14 protein-coding genes are annotated in these 17,183 nt (G+C 64.7%); 10 read left to right on the top strand and 4 right to left on the bottom strand.

Translation table 11 applies throughout. The annotated features are described in order from the left end of the window. The first annotated feature begins 110 nt into the window (after nt 1–110). Together KLP42_RS18575 and folD are read left to right on the top strand one after the other, a co-directional pair. Entirely contained in the window at nt 111–1,997 is a 1,887-nt protein-coding gene (locus tag KLP42_RS18575) for a hypothetical protein (RefSeq protein ID WP_215568448.1), read from the top strand. A 154-nt stretch (nt 1,998–2,151) separates the two neighbouring features. Next, nucleotides 2,152–3,051: a bifunctional methylenetetrahydrofolate dehydrogenase/methenyltetrahydrofolate cyclohydrolase FolD gene (gene folD / locus KLP42_RS18570; RefSeq protein ID WP_215568447.1), complete on the top strand. Its 900-nt coding sequence runs from the start codon at nt 2,152–2,154 to the stop codon at nt 3,049–3,051. 16 nt (nt 3,052–3,067) lie between these two features. Here folD and KLP42_RS18565 read toward each other — a convergent pair whose 3' ends face one another. Next, nucleotides 3,068–4,093, bottom strand: coding sequence for a LacI family DNA-binding transcriptional regulator (locus KLP42_RS18565; protein WP_215568446.1), 1,026 nt, complete (start codon nt 4,091–4,093; stop codon nt 3,068–3,070). A 274-nt stretch (nt 4,094–4,367) separates the two neighbouring features. Here KLP42_RS18565 and KLP42_RS18560 point away from each other — a divergent pair, with 274 nt between their 5' ends. From KLP42_RS18560 to KLP42_RS18525, 8 genes are all read left to right on the top strand, one after another. Continuing rightward, the gene (locus KLP42_RS18560; RefSeq protein WP_215568445.1) at nt 4,368–5,729 is read left to right on the top strand and encodes an ABC transporter substrate-binding protein; all 1,362 of its coding nucleotides are present in this window, start codon (nt 4,368–4,370) and stop codon (nt 5,727–5,729) included. Nucleotides 5,730–5,850: 121 nt separating this feature from the next. Beyond that, on the top strand, nt 5,851–6,864 hold the full coding sequence (locus KLP42_RS18555) for a carbohydrate ABC transporter permease (protein WP_215568444.1): 1,014 nt from the start codon (nt 5,851–5,853) through the stop codon (nt 6,862–6,864). A gap of 1 nt (nt 6,865) precedes the next feature. Next, nucleotides 6,866–8,029 (top strand): carbohydrate ABC transporter permease, encoded by a 1,164-nt coding sequence (locus KLP42_RS18550; protein ID WP_215568443.1) that lies wholly within the window; start codon nt 6,866–6,868, stop codon nt 8,027–8,029. Between the two features lie 28 nt (nt 8,030–8,057). After that, a complete protein-coding gene (gene bglA / locus KLP42_RS18545) occupies nt 8,058–9,713 on the top strand; it encodes a beta-galactosidase BglA (RefSeq protein WP_215568442.1) in 1,656 nt (551 codons plus the stop codon). 111 nt (nt 9,714–9,824) lie between these two features. Beyond that, entirely contained in the window at nt 9,825–10,913 is a 1,089-nt protein-coding gene (locus KLP42_RS18540; RefSeq protein ID WP_215568441.1) for an ABC transporter ATP-binding protein, read from the top strand. 165 nt (nt 10,914–11,078) lie between these two features. After that, a complete protein-coding gene (locus KLP42_RS18535; protein WP_215568440.1) occupies nt 11,079–11,435 on the top strand; it encodes a hypothetical protein in 357 nt (118 codons plus the stop codon). Nucleotides 11,436–11,481: 46 nt separating this feature from the next. Beyond that, nucleotides 11,482–12,288 carry an AraC family transcriptional regulator gene (locus KLP42_RS18530; RefSeq protein ID WP_215568439.1) on the top strand — a complete coding sequence of 269 codons (807 nt, stop codon included), beginning with the start codon at nt 11,482–11,484 and terminating at the stop codon, nt 12,286–12,288. A gap of 151 nt (nt 12,289–12,439) precedes the next feature. Then, complete coding sequence (locus tag KLP42_RS18525; RefSeq protein WP_215568438.1) at nt 12,440–13,051, top strand: LysE family translocator; 612 nt, start codon at nt 12,440–12,442, stop codon at nt 13,049–13,051. Between the two features lie 33 nt (nt 13,052–13,084). Here the strand turns inward: KLP42_RS18525 and KLP42_RS18520 are convergent, their stop codons facing one another. The 3 genes from KLP42_RS18520 to pgl form a co-directional block, all read right to left on the bottom strand. After that, nucleotides 13,085–14,440 carry a metallophosphoesterase gene (locus KLP42_RS18520; RefSeq protein WP_215568437.1) on the bottom strand — a complete coding sequence of 452 codons (1,356 nt, stop codon included), beginning with the start codon at nt 14,438–14,440 and terminating at the stop codon, nt 13,085–13,087. A 116-nt stretch (nt 14,441–14,556) separates the two neighbouring features. After that, entirely contained in the window at nt 14,557–16,377 is a 1,821-nt protein-coding gene (gene edd, locus KLP42_RS18515; RefSeq protein WP_215568436.1) for a phosphogluconate dehydratase, read from the bottom strand. Nucleotides 16,378–16,482: 105 nt separating this feature from the next. Next, nucleotides 16,483–17,181, bottom strand: coding sequence for a 6-phosphogluconolactonase (gene pgl, locus KLP42_RS18510; RefSeq protein WP_215568435.1), 699 nt, complete (start codon nt 17,179–17,181; stop codon nt 16,483–16,485). Nucleotides 17,182–17,183 lie beyond the last annotated feature (2 nt).

The raw sequence follows: 17,183 nt of genomic DNA, 5'->3' as shown, positions 1-17,183 counted from the left end.
TCGCCGTTCGCCGCGGCGGGAGAGGCGGCTGCGCTGTCATGCTCCCTTCAGGCCGGCTTCCGCAGCGAACACAGAAAAGGCGCCTCCGGTTGCGCCGGGAACGGTCTGCCATGCATGCTTCGAAGGACATTGAGAGCCTTGCCGGCCTGGCCGGCGACAGGCTTGCGCCGGATGCCCGGGCGGATCGCCGCTGGGGGCGTGTGATTCTGATCTTTGCCGCCCTTGCCGGCGCGCTGATGCCGATGATGCTCCCGGTCGATATCACCCGCCATTTCGAGGCGACGGCGGTGCTGCAGGTGGAGGCGCCCGGGGTAGGGCAGCCGGCGGTACAGGCTCTGCTCCTGCCGCTGCATCGCGCCCTTGCCGAGCCGCGCATGCGCGATGCCATCCGCAACAGGCTTGCGGAAGAGGCTGGCACGGATGCGGCAGCGACCGATGCGCCCGCGCTTTCACTGCTGCAGCATATCCTTCCCGCTCACCGCGAACTCGCCGGCGCTGTCAGCCTTGCGGCCGGTCTGCCGGGGCAGATGCTGGTTCAGGCGCGCGGTCGCGACGCGCTGGAGGCTGCGCGTCTTGCCAATGCTGCCGCCGCCGTGCTCGCCGCGCGCCTTGTGCAGCGCGATGCCGACGAGGCCGGGCCGCGCGTGGTCGCTGCGCAACAGGCCCTGCAGCGGGCGCAGGCGGACCTTGCAGCAGAAGCCGTCACCGATGCCGATCTCGCGGCATGGCGTGCGTTTGCGGCGCGCGGGCCGGAGATCGACGGGCAGTTGCGTCAGCATCGCGGCGATCTCGATCAGGCCCGCCGGTCGCTGGAAGCCGTCAAGGGGCTGACCGCCGCCGGCGCGACGGAGGCGGCCTTGCCTGCAGCGCTTGATCCGGATGCGATTGTTCCGCTGCGCCGGCAGTTTCTCGAAGCCCGCCTGCAGGCCGATCGCCTGGCGGCGGATCTCGGTCCCCGTCATCCGAAGCTGATTGCTGCACGGGCCGCCGTCGAGGAGGCGCGGGCTGCGATTGCACGGGCAATCGAGCGTGAACGCGCCCACTGGCAGCAGGAAGAAGCCCGCCTTGCAGACGAGATTGCCCGGCTGGAGGCGGAGCGGCGCCGGCTGGAAAGCCGCACGGTATCGCCCGCGGAGCAGGACTATGTGCAGAAGGAGGCGGCGGTTGCCGCGGCCCGCAAGGCGCTTGCCGAGGCGCAGGCCGCCGCGGGCAGGACCCCTGAGGCACCTCATTTCCTCGCCGAACTTGCCGTGCCGGCCCGCGCCGCGGATGCGACGGCCACCGGCCTGCCGTTCTGGCTTGCCTCGCTGATGGGAGGCCTTGCCGCCTTCTGTCTTGCCTGGGCGGCATTTCCCGTGCGCGCCCAATCTTCCCCGCCGGTCGGTGGGCGGGCAGATGTGCAGTCCGGTGGACAGGCTGCCGGACAGGCAATTCGACCGGCAGGCAGGCGGCCGGTCAGCGACATGCGCGCGCCGCCGCCTGCCGCCCAGCCGGCGGCGGCGATCCCTCTGCGACCGACGCAAGCCGGCGCCGATCCGGCCGGCCCCGCGGCCCTCCCAGGCGCTGAAGCCCTGCCGCCCCTTCGCTTCGCGCATCCGCCGGCGATGGCCGGCAATGCGGACCGGCACCTGACGCCGCCGCAGGGCGCCTTGCCGTCCGTCGCAATACCATCGCTTGCCCCACCAACTGTCCCCAAGTCGCACCGGCGGGAGACGACCGGCTCGCGCGTGTCGACGGATCGAGGCGCGGACGGAGGCAACGAACTGGCGGATCTGCTCGTCTCCCACAGCCAGCCGCCGGATGCCCATCCGCTCCCCTCGCTGCTTGCGGCGATCATGAGCGGCGAGGCGGAGGTGACGCATCGTCATCAGCCGCAGGCCTCGAACGACGACCTGCTGCAGCTGCGCGCCGAGCTTGGCCGTCTTCGCGCCGAGGTGGCCGCGCTGCAGGCGGTGCTGGATGAGGGGCAGGCGGGCCGCCTGCGCCGCCGCGGCTGAACCGGTGCGCGGCGCTTCGCGGCAAGGCGGGCGCCGAACCCCTTGCATTGCCCTTCCCGAAGGCCTAGGGCGTTGGCAACGGTCCGCCTGCGCTGACGCTTGATGCCTCAGGCATCGGACCGCGATTGTTCGTCCATCCCGAGGAGGCAGGCGCGTGGCCAGGATCATTGATGGAAAGCAGACGGCAGCAACGGTCACCGACACCGTGGCCGAGGCAGCGGCGACGCTGGAGCGGGAGGCGGGCGTCAAGCCGGGCCTCGCGGTGGTCATCGTCGGCAATGACCCGGCAAGCCATGCCTATGTCAATGCCAAGAGCCGCATGGCCAAGCAGTGTGGCTTCAACTCCATGCAGTATTCGCTGGCCGAAGAGACGACGCAGGATGAACTGGAATCGCTGGTCGCCAAGCTGAACGCCGATCCGGCGGTGCATGGCATCCTCGTGCAGCTGCCGCTGCCCCGGCATCTCGATTCCGAGCCGGTGATCCAGTCGATCCGTCCGGAAAAGGACGTGGATGGTCTCAATGTCGTCAATGCCGGCAAGGTGGCGAGCGGCGATCTCGCCAGCGGTCTCGTATCCTGCACGCCGGCAGGCGCGATGATCCTGGTACGCAACATCCACGGTTCCGACCTGTCGGGCCTCAATGCCGTGGTCATCGGCCGCTCCAACCTGTTCGGCAAGCCGATGGCGCTGCTGCTGCTGGCCGGCAACGCCACCGTGACCATGGCCCATTCGCGCACGAAGGATCTGGCGGCGATCTGCCGGCAGGCCGATATTCTCGTCGCCGCCGTCGGCCGGCCCTTCATGGTCCGGCAGGACTGGGTGAAGCCGGGCGCGACGATCATCGATGTCGGCATCAACCGCATCGACGCGCCGGAAAAGGGTGAGGGCAAGACCCGCCTCGTGGGCGATGTCGCCTTCGACGAATGCGCGGAGGTGGCCGGTGCCATCACGCCGGTTCCGGGCGGCGTCGGTCCGATGACGATCGCCATGCTGATGGCCAACACGGTGGTCGCAGCCTATCGGTCCGTCGGTCGGCCGATTCCAAGCTTCTGAGGCCGAGAGGCCCGTCTCAGCACGGCGCCGGCCCGGTCGAGGCGCGGATCGTCAGTTCCGCGCTCCACAATTCGGCGGTTGGCATGTCCGCCTCCGGCTCCGTCACCGCGGCGATCAGCCGCTCGGCCACGCGCCGGCCCGCCTCCCGCAGCGACGAACTGGTGGTGCTGAGAGGCGTCGAAAAGTGCTCGGGCTTCAGCAGCATCAGGTCGTCGTCATGGGCAATCAGCGAGATGTCGCTGCCCAGCTGCAGGCCGGCCTCGCGGATGGCGCGCACGGCGCCCAGCGCCAGCACCGTGCTGGCACAGAGCACAGCCGTCGGCGGTTCCGGCCTTTGCAGCAGGCGCGCCATGTGGCGATAGCCGTTCGCATCGGTCATCAGCGTGCTGCTGACGCAATCCTCCTCCAGCCGAAGCCCTGCCTGCCCCAGCGCCCGTTCGACGCCCATGCGCCGGCGGGCTGCGAAATCGAGGTCCGCCAGGCCGTTGATCAGCGCGAAGCGCCGATGGCCGAGGTCGAGCAGATAGCGCGCCGCCTGGCCAAAGGCACCCTCATTGTCGACATCGAGATAGGGATAGTCCTCCGCAACGCCCAGCGAACGCCCGTGCACGATGAAGGGCAGCGCCAGCGATTTCGCCATCTTCAGCCGCGGGTCGCGGGCGCGCATGTAGGCGAGATAATAGGCATCCACGCTGCCGCTGTTGACCAATTCGCGAATGGCCTGCTCCTCCTGCTGGGGATGGGCCGGCATGATGACGAAATGGAATTCGTGGCGCAGGCATTCGTCGGCCAGCCCGCTCTGGAACTCGGCAAAATGGATGTCCGCCGACTGGCCGTCGGAAATCGGCATTACCAGGCCAAGCGAACCCGCCTTGCCGGTGGCAAGCCGGCGGGCCGCGCGGTTCGGCCGATAGCCCGTTTCCTGCGCCGCCTTGAGGACGCGCTGGCGGGTTTCCTCGTTGACCTCCGGATAGCCGTTCAGCGCACGGCTGATCGTCGTCTGGGAAAGCCCCAGAAGCTCCGACAATTGCTTGAGATTCACCGTGTCCGTTCCCCCACATGCCGAAGCGGCGGATTGTCCCAGCCGGCATTCAAAGCGCTTCGATACCTTATCAGCGCAAAAATGTCGCGAAAATTGAAAAGTGGACACGGCTGACCTCTGCCCTAATTCATGTCAAGGTTGCATACGTCGGGCTTCATTCGAAAAGAGACTTGACTCCGATGCCTGTGGCGTGGCTACTTCGCCTCAAAGCGCTTTGAATGCTTTCGATGCGATGTGGGTAGGAAGATTTACATCTCTGAAGGGGAGGTTTTGCATGAAACATCTTTTGCTTGCGGGCGTTGCTGCCCTGTGCCTGGGAATTACTGGCGCCAATGCTGCGGATCTGAAGTTTGCGCCGGGTCAGGATTCCAAGTTCAACTGGAAGAGCTACGAGGATTTCAAGAAGGCGCATGGCGACATCAAGGGCCAGACGCTGACGATTTTCGGCCCCTGGCGCGGCGATGACGAGAAACTGTTCCGCAGCGTGCTCGCCTATTTCAACGATGCGACGGGCGCCAACGTCCAGTATTCGTCCTCCGAAAACTACGAGCAGCAGATCGTCATCGATACGCAAGCGGGTTCTCCCCCGAACATCGCGATCCTGCCGCAGCCGGGTCTTTTGCAGGATCTGGCCTCAAAGGGCTTTCTGGTTCCCCTCAAGGAAGGCACCGCCGACTGGGTGAAGACCAATTACGGCGCGGGTGAAAGCTGGGTCGGGCTCGGCACCTACAAGGGCAAGGACGGCAAGGATGCCTTCTTCGCCTTCCCGTACAAGGCCGACCTGAAGTCGCTCGTCTGGTACGTGCCGGAAAACTTCGAGGAAGCCGGCTACAAGGTCCCGAAGACGATGGAAGAGCTGATCGCGCTCTCCGACCAGATCGTCAAGGATGGCGGCACGCCCTGGTGCATCGGTCTCGGTTCGGGCGGTGCGACCGGCTGGCCGGCCACCGACTGGGTCGAAGACCTGATGCTGCGCATGAACACGCCGGAAACCTATGACGGCTGGGTCAACAACACGGTGAAGTTCAACGATCCGAAGGTCGTCGGCGTCATCGACGAATTCGGCAAGTTCGCCAAGAACGAGAAGTATGTCTCGGGTGGCGTGGCGGCCGTTGCCTCGACCGATTTCCGCGACAGCCCGAAGGGTCTCTTCGACATTCCGCCGAAGTGCTACCTGCATCACCAGGCCTCCTTCATCCCGACCTTCTTCCCGGAAGGCACCAAGCTCGGCACGGATGCGGACTTCTTCTACATGCCGACCTTCGCCTCCAAGCCGGAACTCGGCACGCCGGTGCTCGGCGCCGGTACGCTGGTGACGATCACCAAGGATTCGCCGGCGGCGCAGGCCTTCATCGACTTCCTGAAGACGCCGATCGCACATGAGGTCTGGATGGCGCAGTCCGGGTTCCTGACGCCGTACAAGGGCGTCAAGACCGAAGCCTATGCCAATGACGCGCTGAAGAAGCAGGGCGAGATCCTGACGACGGCAACGACCTTCCGCTTCGACGGTTCCGACCTGATGCCGGGCAAGATCGGCGCCGGTGCCTTCTGGACGGGCATGGTCGATTTCGTCGGCGGCAAGTCCGCTCAGCAGGTGGGCGACGAAATCCAGAAGGCCTGGGACGGTCTGAAGTAACGGGCGCAAACCGGGGCGCGCCGCAGGCCTGACGGGTCGGCGGCGCCCCCTTTCTGCCTTCACAAACAGCCGGCATGATCACCGGTATAAACGGGTCCAGGCAGGACCATGAGGAGGGGAAATGGTATCGCAGATCGTCTCGGCCGTCGGCGTGATGATCGTCGGCGTTTTCGTCTGCGCTCTTTACTACTGGCTGTCCGACAAGGTTCTGAACCTGGCGCTTCCGGTGCGCGATGGCGATGTGACGCAGGCGTCGCGCAATCTCAACCGTCGCGCGGTCATCCGGCCCTGGCTGTTTCTCGGGCCGGCACTGCTGCTGCTCGGGATCTATCTCGTCTACCCGGTGGTCGCGACCCTCATCCTGTCCTTCTATGATCGTGGTGGCCAGACCTTCGTCGGCCTTGCCAATTACCGCTGGGCCTTCTTCGATGCCGGCTTCCGGCAATCGATCTTCAACAACATTCTCTGGCTTGCCGTGGTGCCGGCCGCCTGCACCTTCTTTGGCCTGGTGATCGCCGTGCTGACCGACCGCATCTGGTGGGGCAATATCGCCAAAAGCATCGTCTTCATGCCGATGGCGATCTCGTTTGTCGGCGCCTCGGTCATCTGGAAGTTCATCTATGAGTATCGCGGTGCCGGCGATACGCAGATCGGCCTGCTGAACGCGCTTGTCACCATGCTCGGCGGTAATCCGCAGGTGTGGATCGCCCTGCCGTTCTGGAACAACTTCTTCCTGATGGTCATCCTCATCTGGATCCAGACCGGTTTTGCGATGGTGATCCTCTCCGCCGCCCTGCGCGGCATTCCGGAGGAAACCATCGAGGCGGCCGTCATCGATGGCGCCAATGGCTGGCAGATCTTCTGGAAGATCATGGTGCCGCAGATCTGGGGCACCATTGCCGTCGTCTGGACGACGATCACCATTCTCGTCCTGAAGGTCTTCGACATCGTTCTGACCATGACCAACGGCCAGTGGGACACGATGGTGCTCGCCAATCTGATGTTCGACTGGATGTTCCGCGGCGGCGGCGACAGCGGCCGCAGCGCAGTGATCGCGCTCGTCATCATGGCGGCCGTCACGCCGATCATGATCTGGAACATCCGCCAGGCTAATCGCGACGCCGGAGGACACTGAGATGGCAAGCCTTTCCCTTCGCCTCAAGCGCGTCGGCCTGCCGCGGCTGATCGTTCACCTGTCGGTTCTCGCCATCGCCATCCTGTGGCTGATCCCGACGCTCGGCATTCTCGTCACCTCGATCCGCGACAAGGACCAGATCACCACCTCCGGCTGGTGGACCTCGTTCAGCAGTTCCACCCAGACCAGCGCCGGCCGCCTGGGCGATCCCTCCACCGCAAGGCAGGAGGGTGCCAGCTACGTGATCACCGGCTCGGTCTTCGAACAGGGCCAGGGCGGAACCGTCCGCTCCTTCGGCGTGCGCGTTCAGGAGCCGGCGGCCTTTCCGGCCGGCGAACCGGCTGATCTCGGCGAAGGCGAGACGCTGACCATCGAGAGCGACGGCAGTTACGTCTACACCAAGAACGGCCCGTTCGAGGGTTCGCGCGGCAAGCGTATCTATCTGACGGTCGCAACCCCGCCGGAATTCACGCTGACGAACTATCAGACCGTGCTGCAGGGCGAGGGCATCGGCCAGGCCTTCATCAATTCGCTGACGGTGACGATCCCCGCCACCATCATCCCGATCCTGATTGCCGCCTTTGCCGCCTATGCGCTCTCCTGGATGAGCTTTCCGGGTCGCGCTCTGATCATCGCGATGGTCGTCGGCCTCATCGTCGTGCCGCTGCAGATGTCGCTGATCCCGCTTCTGAGGCTCTATAACGAGGTGGGCAATTTCTTCGGCACCTCGTCGAAAACCTATGCCGGCATCTGGCTGGCGCATACCGCCTTCGGCATGCCGCTCGCCATCTATCTGCTGCGCAACTACATTGCCGGACTTCCCAAGGAAATCATCGAAAGCGCCCGCGTCGACGGCGCCTCCGATTTCGAGATCTTCCTGAAGATCGTCCTGCCGCTGTCCTTCCCGGCCTTGGCCTCCTTTGCCATCTTCCAGTTCCTCTGGGTCTGGAACGATCTCCTGGTGGCCATCGTCTTCCTCGGCACCGGCCGCGATCAGCTTGTGCTGACGGGGGCGCTGAATGCGCTGCTCGGCTCGCGCGGCGGCAATTGGGAAATCCTGACGGCCTCCGCCTTCGTCACGATCATCGTGCCGCTGTTGGTGTTCTTCGGGCTACAACGCTATCTGGTGCGCGGCCTCCTTGCCGGTTCGGTCAAGGGCGGCTGAGCATTTTTCTTTTCAAGGTTTGACGTCAATGATTGCTTCCTCCCAGACGATCGAAGCGCCGGATGCCGACTGGTGGCGCGGCGCGGTCATCTACCAGATCTATCCTCGCTCCTATCAGGATTCGAACGGCGATGGTGTCGGCGACCTGAAGGGCATCACCGCCCGCCTGCCGCATATCGCAGCGCTCGGCGCCGATGCCATCTGGATCTCGCCCTTCTTCCCGTCGCCGATGAAGGATTTCGGTTATGACGTGTCGAACTACACGGATGTCGATCCGATGTTCGGCACGCTGTCGGATTTCGACGCGCTGATCGCCGAGGCGCATCGCCTGAAGATCAAGGTGATGATCGATCTCGTCATCTCGCATAGTTCGGACCAGCATGCCTGGTTCATCGAAAGCCGCTCGAGCCGCTTCAACCCGAAGGCGGACTGGTATGTCTGGGCCGATCCCAAGCCGGATGGCACGCCGCCCAACAACTGGCTGTCGATCTTCGGCGGCTCGGCCTGGGCCTGGGATCCGACGCGCATGCAGTATTACCTGCATAACTTCCTGACCTCCCAGCCGGACATGAACCTGCACAATCCCGAGGTTCAGGATGCGCTGCTCGACGTGGTGCGCTTCTGGCTGAAGCGCGGCGTCGACGGCTTCCGTCTCGACACCATCAACTTCTATTTCCACGACAGGGAATTGCGGGACAATCCGTCGCTGGCGCCCGAGCGCCGCAATGCCTCCACGGCGCCGGCGGTCAATCCGTACAATTTCCAGGAACACATCTACGACAAGAACCGCCCGGAAAATCTCGAATTCCTCAAGCGCTTCCGTGCGGTCCTGAACGAGTTCCCGGCGATTGCCGCCGTGGGTGAAGTTGGCGACAGCCAGCGCGGCCTTGAAATCGTCGGAGAATATACCTCCGGCGGTGACAAGATGCAGATGTGCTATGCCTTCGAATTCCTGGCGCCCGACCCGCTGACGCCGGCGCGCGTCGCCGAAGTGCAGAAGGATTTTGCCGCGGCAGCACCGGAAGGCTGGGCCTGCTGGGCCTTCTCCAACCATGACGTGGTGCGCCATGTGTCGCGCTGGGGCGCCGACGTGATGGACCGCGAGGCCTATGCCAAGCTGCTCTCTGCCATTCTGCTGACGCAGCGCGGCTCGGTCTGCATCTATCAGGGCGAGGAGCTCGGCCTGACGGAAGCGGATATTGCCTATGCCGACCTGCAGGATCCCTACGGCATCCAGTTCTGGCCGGAGTTCAAGGGCCGCGATGGCTGCCGCACGCCGATGGTCTGGGATGACCATGCGGTGCAGGCCGGCTTCTCCACCGCGGAAAAGACCTGGCTGCCGATCCCGGTCGAGCATCAGCTGAGGGCGGTCAACGTGCAGCAGGGCGTCGAGACTTCGGTGATGGAGCATTACCGCCGTTTCCTCGCCTTCCGCCGCGAGCATCAGGCCTTTGCCAAGGGTGACATCGCCTTCCTCGCACCGACCGACGGCGTGCTCGCCTATACCCGCAGCCTCGGCAACGAGACGCTGCTGTGCCTGTTCAACATGAGCGCGGACGAAGCGGTCAGCGAACTGCCGCCCGGTGAGTGGGAGGTGCTGTCCGGCCATGGCTTCGAGGCGGTGCTTGACGGCCGCTCGGTGACGCTGCCGGCCTGGGGCGCCTTCTTCGCGCGGCTGGCCTGAGATTTTTCACGATCGGGTCCGGGTGGGCAGCTCCTCCCGGACCTCCGGAACACACGAAAACCTTGCCCGGGACATGGAAAACGGGTCGAGAGGCTTCAGAAGGGGAGAGACATGGCTGGCTTGGTGCTGAAGGATATCCGCAAGGCTTATGGCCAGGTGAAGGTGCTGCACGGCATCGACCTCGACATCCGGCAGGGCGAGTTCGTCGTCTTCGTCGGGCCGTCCGGCTGCGGCAAGTCCACGCTTTTGCGCATGATCGCGGGGCTGGAGGAGATTTCCAGCGGCGACATGTTCATCGATGGCAACCGTGTCAACGAGGTGCCGCCGTCGAAGCGCGGCATTGCCATGGTCTTCCAGTCCTATGCGCTTTATCCGCACATGACGGTCTATGACAACATGGCGTTTGGCATGCGCATCGCCGGGGAGAGCAAGGAGGAGATCGACCGCCGCGTCCGTTCCGCCGCCGATATTCTCCAGCTGACGCAATATCTGGAGCGCCTGCCGAAGGCGCTCTCCGGCGGCCAGCGCCAGCGTGTCGCAATCGGCCGCGCCATCTGCCGCGATCCGAAAGTGTTCCTGTTCGATGAGCCGCTCTCCAACCTCGATGCGGCCCTGCGCGTGGCAACCCGAATCGAGATCGCCAAGCTCAACGAGAGCATGCCGGATACCACGATGATCTACGTTACCCACGACCAGGTGGAGGCGATGACGCTTGCCGACCGGATCGTGGTGCTGTCGGCCGGCCGCATCGAGCAGGTGGGTGCGCCGCTCGAACTTTACGAGCGGCCGCAGAACCTGTTCGTCGCGAAATTCATCGGCTCGCCGGCCATGAACATCATTCCCTCGACCGTGACCGAGACGGGTGAGACCACCCGGATCGCGCTGAAGGGCGGCAAGCTGATTTCGGTGCCCGTCGCAACGGCCGCCTCGGAAAAGGGCAAGGCCGCGAGCTTCGGCATTCGGCCGGAGGATCTGACCGTCACGACCGGCGAAGATTACCTGTTCGAAGGCAAGGTCGCCATCGTCGAGGCACTCGGCGAAGTGACGCTGCTCTACATCGAGGGCCTCTCCGACGAGGAGCCGATCATCGCCAAGCTGCCCGGCATCTTCAAGGTGGAGAAGGGCGCCACACTGCGCTTTGCCGCCGAGCAGGCCAAGATGCATCTCTTCGATGCCGGTGGTCAGACCTATCGCCGCTGAGGCGCAATCCTTTCCGCTTTCCTGCATGGCACCCCGATCCGTGGGTGCCATTCATACCCTCTGTTAAGGTTCCGGACCTAGGATCGCGACAGGTTCAGTTGCGTAATACCCGAGGCCGCCATGTCCGGACAACCGAGACACTATCTGAAGAAGGAAGAGTCTTTCATGTATGACCGCGAGACGCGGTTCCGCCTGGAAGACACGATGAATGCCGGCCGGATCGAATATACCGAAAAGCATGTCATGCACATGGCCCAGCGCCGCTGCGATGTGATCCGCATTTCGATGAGCGGCGCGGTTCTGGCGCTGCTCACCCAGTACAATCTTCCCAAGGAATTCGTGCTCGACATTCCCGACGCGCGCATCATGAAGATCGGCTGCATCCTGATGCGGGTGAATGCCAACAACACCATCGACGTGCGGTTCCTCAGGATGTTGACGCAGAAGGAACTCGACCGCATCTTCATCTTCAGCACCCACCCGGCGCACAAGGACAAGAAGCTGGACGTGAGAAGCTGGTAAATCCGGCTTGCGGCCGGACGAGGGGTGACCCCGGGGAGCCCGTGCCATGTCCAGCCAGTTCATTGCCCTTGCCAGTTGCCTTGACGGCTTTGATGCCGTCAAGGCCGACAGCGCCCGAAGCTTCGGACGCCACACCCATGACCAGTTCGGCATCGGCCTGCTTTGCCGTGGCGCCCAGCATTCCGCGAGCGGCCGTGGTCCTGTGGAAGCCAGGGCGGGGGACGTGATCACGGTCAATCCGGGCGAGGTGCATGACGGGCGGCCGATCGGCGATGGCGGCCGTGCCTGGCGCATGCTGTATCTCGATCCGGCCATCGTCGCGCAGGCGGGGCTTGCCATCACGGAGGGGCGGCCGGCATCGTTCGAACTGACCCTGCCGGTGGCGCGCCAGCCTTTGCTCGCACGGGACCTGTCGGAACTTTTCGGCCTCGTCACCGGCCGCGCCGAGCCGGATACTGCCTTGCGCGGCGAAGAACTTCTCCTTTCCGTTCTGGCGCGGCTTTGCGAGCGGGCGGCGCTGCGCCGCGAACCGCCGCCGCCCGTGCAGTGCGCGCTCCATCGCATGGACGATGACCCTGCCGTGCCGGTCACTCTGCAGGAACTGGCCACGCTTGCCGGCCTCAGCCGTTTTCAGCTGCTGCGCGCCTTCAGGCAGTACACGGGCCTGACACCGCATGCCTATCTGCTGCAGCGGCGGGTGCAGCTTGCGCGCCGGCTGATCCGCCGCGGCATGCCGCTGTCGCAAGCCTCGGCCGAAGCGGGCTTTGCCGATCAGAGCCACATGCACCGCATTTTCGCAAGGAGCTTCGGGCTGACACCCGGTGCCTATGCCCAGGCGGCTGTCCGCAGTTGAGATCGCAAGGCTGCAATTTCATCCAAGACCGCCCGCCAGGGCGAGGGCATGATCCGGCTGTTCTCAACAGGGAAGGTTGTCCGATGATGAATGCAAGGCCGCGTGCCGCCGCCTGGAACCCTCTTGCGCCGAACGGCGGGGAGGGGCGCGCATGAGCTGGCAGTTTCTGCTCACCTCGCTGATCGTGGTGGCGACGCCCGGCACCGGTGTCATCGTCACGCTGGCTGCGGCACTTGCCCACGGTCGCCGGGCCTCCGTCGTTGCGGCACTCGGCTGCACGCTCGGCATCGTGCCGCACATGCTGGCGGCCATGACAGGGCTCGCCGCGCTGCTGCATGCCAGTGCGCTCGCCTATGAAGCGATCCGCTATGCCGGCGTCGCCTATCTGCTTTATATGGCGGTGATGATTGCCCGCGAGGACGGTGCACTCGCAGTCGATACCGCCACCGCTCCCCGCTCGGATCGGCAGACCATCGTATCGGCGATCATGGTCAATCTCCTGAATCCGAAACTGTCGATTTTCTTTCTGGCCTTCATGCCGCAGTTCATCGCTGCGGATGCGGAGGGCGCCGTCCTCCACATGGCCGAGCTTTCGCTGGTGTTCATGGCCATCACCTTTGCCGTGTTCGTTCTCTACAGCCTGTGTGCGGCAAGCGTTCGGGACCGCATCCTCTCACGCCCGGCGGTGATGACAGGCCTGCGGCGGGGCTTTGCCGCAGCCTTTGTCGGCCTCGGCATCAAGCTTGCGACGGCAGACCGCTAATGCCGTCTGCCGTTGCGCAAGGCCGCTCCCGGATCAGGCCTTGTTGAGCGCCTCGATCACCAGCGCCTTCAGCTTCAGCTCCGGCACTTCGGCAAAGGCCAGGTCCTCGCGGCCGAAATAGGCCTTGCGGTTGATCGCCGACCAGTCGTTGCAGGCTATGATGTAGCTTTGTTTGCCGGGGGCAAGCGCCGGTGCCGAATAGAGGAAGTCGCCGGTGCGCGCCGCAAGCGGCACGTCGCCATCCTGGTTGGAGCGTGCGAGGATCGCGGCAAGCGTCGCCGCATCCACCTCGGCCTTCATGATCTTGCCTTCGAAGCGTAGCGCCGCATTGTAGTCGAAACGGCTCACCTCCCCTTTGGGCAGGCCGGTGCCGAAGGAGGTGTGGCCGATGAAGCCGATATCGGCGCCGGCCTTGGCGGCAATGGCGGCGGCGGCAAAACGGGCCGTTTCACCCAGCGTCAGCGGCGCCTTGGTGCGGGCGACGACGCTGCGGTCTTCCGCCGTCAGGTGTTTTTCCAGCACGGTGGCGATGGCGCTTTTGAGGTCCGGCGCGGCCGGACCGCCGCGTTCGATCGCCACCCGCTCCAGGCTGGCGGCTGCACCCGGGGCTGCAATCGTCGCCACCGTCATCAGCGAGGCCCAGGACCCGGTATGCACATAGCGGGTCTTGCCCTGTTCATGCACCAGCGTCAGGTGGTCGTGGCCGCCGATCATCAGCGTGCCATCCGGCAGCATCGGCAGGATGTCGCGATCGGCGATGACACCGGCATGGCTCAGCACGATGTTGACGCTATTGCCCTTCAGCATCGACGGCAGGTTGGCCTTGGCCCATTCCACCGGCTGCGGCACGGCGATCATCTCGCGCGTCGCCTTGGGATAGGTGTTGATTGCGTTGGTGCCGAGGGCGGCGATGCTGAGCGTCAGGCCGCCGGCGGAGAGCGTGGCGGAAGCCTCCGTATAGGGCTTGTCCGACCGCTTGTCGGTGATGTTGCTGAGCACGGTCACGCCGAGCGAGCGGGCCTTCTCGACGAAATGGGCGAGATCATTGTCGAAATCCGGCTCGTGATTGCCGATGTTGAAGACGGTCGGTGCGAGCTTGGCCAGAGCGCCGAGGAAGGCCCAGTCGGCCTCGCCGCCGGAGCGGGCGGCCGCGACATTGCCGACCTCGAACAGATCGCCATTGAAGAGAATGACCTGCGGCCGGCTGGCAGCCGCCACACGCGCCTGCACCGCCTGCAGCAACTCGGCCATCCGCTCATAGGCCGAATGCAGGTCCGACAAGATGATCAGATCGACGCCCGGCTCGGCGGCACGGGCGGCAAGGCCAGCCAGAGGCAGGAGGGCGGCGGAGGAAAACAGGCCGAGGACGGCGCGGCGGTTGAGCAGCATCTGGACAATCCCTTTTTCGGAAATGCCCCGCCCTAACAATGCTGTACGACACGGCTGTGACGCGAATGGCGCCAGGGCGACAGACAATCGCCCCGGCACTGCTTCATCCGGAAAGGTTACGCGAAGAACACGCTCGCGCCCTGGTCCGCCGGGCCGACATTGCGGCGGAAGGGGGCGAAGAGTTCGCGGCCCATGCCGAATTCGTTGACGTCCAGATTGGCCTCGGCCAAGGGGCGCGAGGCAAACTCAGCCGCATCCACCAGCACTTCCAGCGTGCCGTTGACGGCATCGAGGCGGATCATGTCGCCGTTCTGGATTTTGGCGATCGGGCCGCCATCCGAGGCTTCCGGCGTCACATGGATCGCCGCTGGCACCTTGCCGGAGGCGCCCGACATGCGGCCATCGGTGACGAGCGCCACCTTGAAACCGCGGTCCTGCAGCACGCCGAGCGGCGGGGTGAGGCGATGCAGTTCCGGCATGCCGTTCGCCTTCGGGCCCTGGAAGCGCACCACAGCGACGAAATCCTTGTTGAGCTCGCCCTTCTTGAAGGCGTCCTGCAGTTCCTGCTGGTCGTGGAAGACGATTGCCGGTGCCTCGATCACGTGGCGCTCCGGCTTGACGGCGGAAATCTTGATGACGCCCTTGCCGAGATTGCCGTGCAGCATCTTCAGGCCGCCATTGGCCTGGAAGGGGCTTTCGATGCGGGTCAGCACCTTCGGATCGCCGCTCTCCTCCGGGCTTTCCTCGCGCACCACCATGCCGTTTTCGTCGAGCCGTGCCTCGACCGTATAGGCGGCAAGGCCCTGGCCGAAGACGGTGCGCACGTCATCATGCACGAGGCCGGTCTTCAGGAGCTGCTTGATGAGGAAACCCATGCCGCCGGCCGCATGGAAATGGTTCACGTCGGCAAGACCGTTGGGATAGACGCGGGCAAGCAGCGGCACGGTGTCGGAGAGTTCCGAAATGTCCTGCCAGGTCAGGACGATGCCGGCCGCGCGCGCCATGGCGACGAGGTGCATCGTGTGATTGGTGGAACCGCCGGTCGCATGCAGACCGACGACGCCGTTTACGACCGAGCGTTCGTCGATCATCTCGCCGGCGGGCGTGAACTCGTTGCCGAGCGCCGTGATCGCGAGCGCGCGCTTGGCGGCTTCCCTGGTCAGTGCCTCGCGCAACGGCGTGCCGGGATTGACGAAGGAGGCGCCCGGCATATGGAAGCCCATGATCTCCATCAGCATCTGGTTGGAGTTGGCTGTGCCGTAGAAGGTGCAGGTGCCGGGGCCGTGATAGGATTTGGATTCGGCTTCCAGAAGTTCGGCACGGCCAACCTTGCCTTCCGCATAGAGCTGGCGGATGCGCGACTTCTCGTCATTCGGCAGGCCGGAGGTCATAGGGCCGGCGGGAATGAAGACGGCCGGCAGATGGCCGAAGGTGAGAGCCGCGATCACGAGGCCCGGCACGATCTTGTCGCAGATGCCGAGATAGACGGCGGCATCGAACATGTTGTGGGAGAGGCCGATGCCGGCGGCCATGGCAATCGCATCACGCGAGAAGAGCGAAAGCTCCATGCCCGGCTGCCCCTGCGTCACGCCATCGCACATGGCGGGCACGCCGCCCGCTACCTGGGCGACGCCGCCGGCCTCACGCGCCGCATCACGAATGATCGGCGGGAAGGTTTCGTACGGCTGGTGCGCCGAAAGCATGTCGTTATAGGCGGTGATGATGCCGAGATTGGGCACGACGTCTCCGGCGAGCGCGGCCTTCTCGGCGGGGGAACAGACGGCAAAGCCATGCGCAAGGTTGCCGCAGGACAGCGTCGAACGGTGCACGCCCTTGGCGACAGCCCGCTGAACTCGGTCGAGATAGGCCTCGCGATGCGGTTTCGACCGTTCCACGATGCGCCGGGTGATCGCTTCAATGCTCGAATGGGCAGCCATATCATCCTCCATGGGCAAGGCCAGCGGCGGTTGGGAGGCCGCCGCGCCTGATGTTCTCTTGCTTTCGTTTGCCGCGCAGGGAAGCGCGTGACGGGCGCCTTGGCGTCAGGGCGCCCAGTAGATCTCGACCGGTGACGGGGCACGGTTCAGAAGAGCACGCACCGGCATTTCCATCTCGTCGGTGCCGGCCATCGCCTTTTCAAGCACCGCCATCTTTGCCTCGCCCTCGATATGCAGCACCAGGAAGCGGGCATCGGCCAGGCTCGGATAGGTGAAGGTCAGCCGTTCCTCGCCGGCGCCATCCGCCATCATCGTCATCACGCCGCGCGGCGCATCGGGATCGATGGCGCGTGCCAGATGATTGCCCCCCGGAAAGAACGAGGCCGTATGGCCGTCCGTTCCCATGCCGAGGATCGCAACGTCGAACGGATTGCCGATGTCTTCCGTCTTTTCCGTCGCAATCGCCGCTGCCTGCAGCGCGGAAGCGACATCGTGATAGAGCGGCACGAAGATGGCGCTCGCAGCATTGTTCTGCAAAAGGTGGGTTTCCACCAGCAGATGGTTGGAGCGCGGATTGTCGGCCGGCACGAAACGCTCGTCCACCAGCGTGATCGTCACCTTGTCCCAGGCGATGTCACGCGTCGAAAGCGCCTCGAAGAAGCGCTTTGGCGTGGAACCGCCGGAGACGGCGATCGAGGCCGAACCGCGTTCGGCAATTGCCTTCTCAAGATGGGTCGCCACGTCGCTGGCGAGCAGTTCGGCCAGTTCGGTGGCATTGGCGAAGCTGTGCAGGGTCGATGCCATCG

It is taken from the genome of Rhizobium sp. CSW-27, assembly GCF_018760785.1.
GTDB lineage: Bacteria > Pseudomonadota > Alphaproteobacteria > Rhizobiales > Rhizobiaceae > Neorhizobium.
Note: the sequence above shows the minus strand (reverse complement) of the source record. Positions and strands in the feature narration are given on the sequence as shown.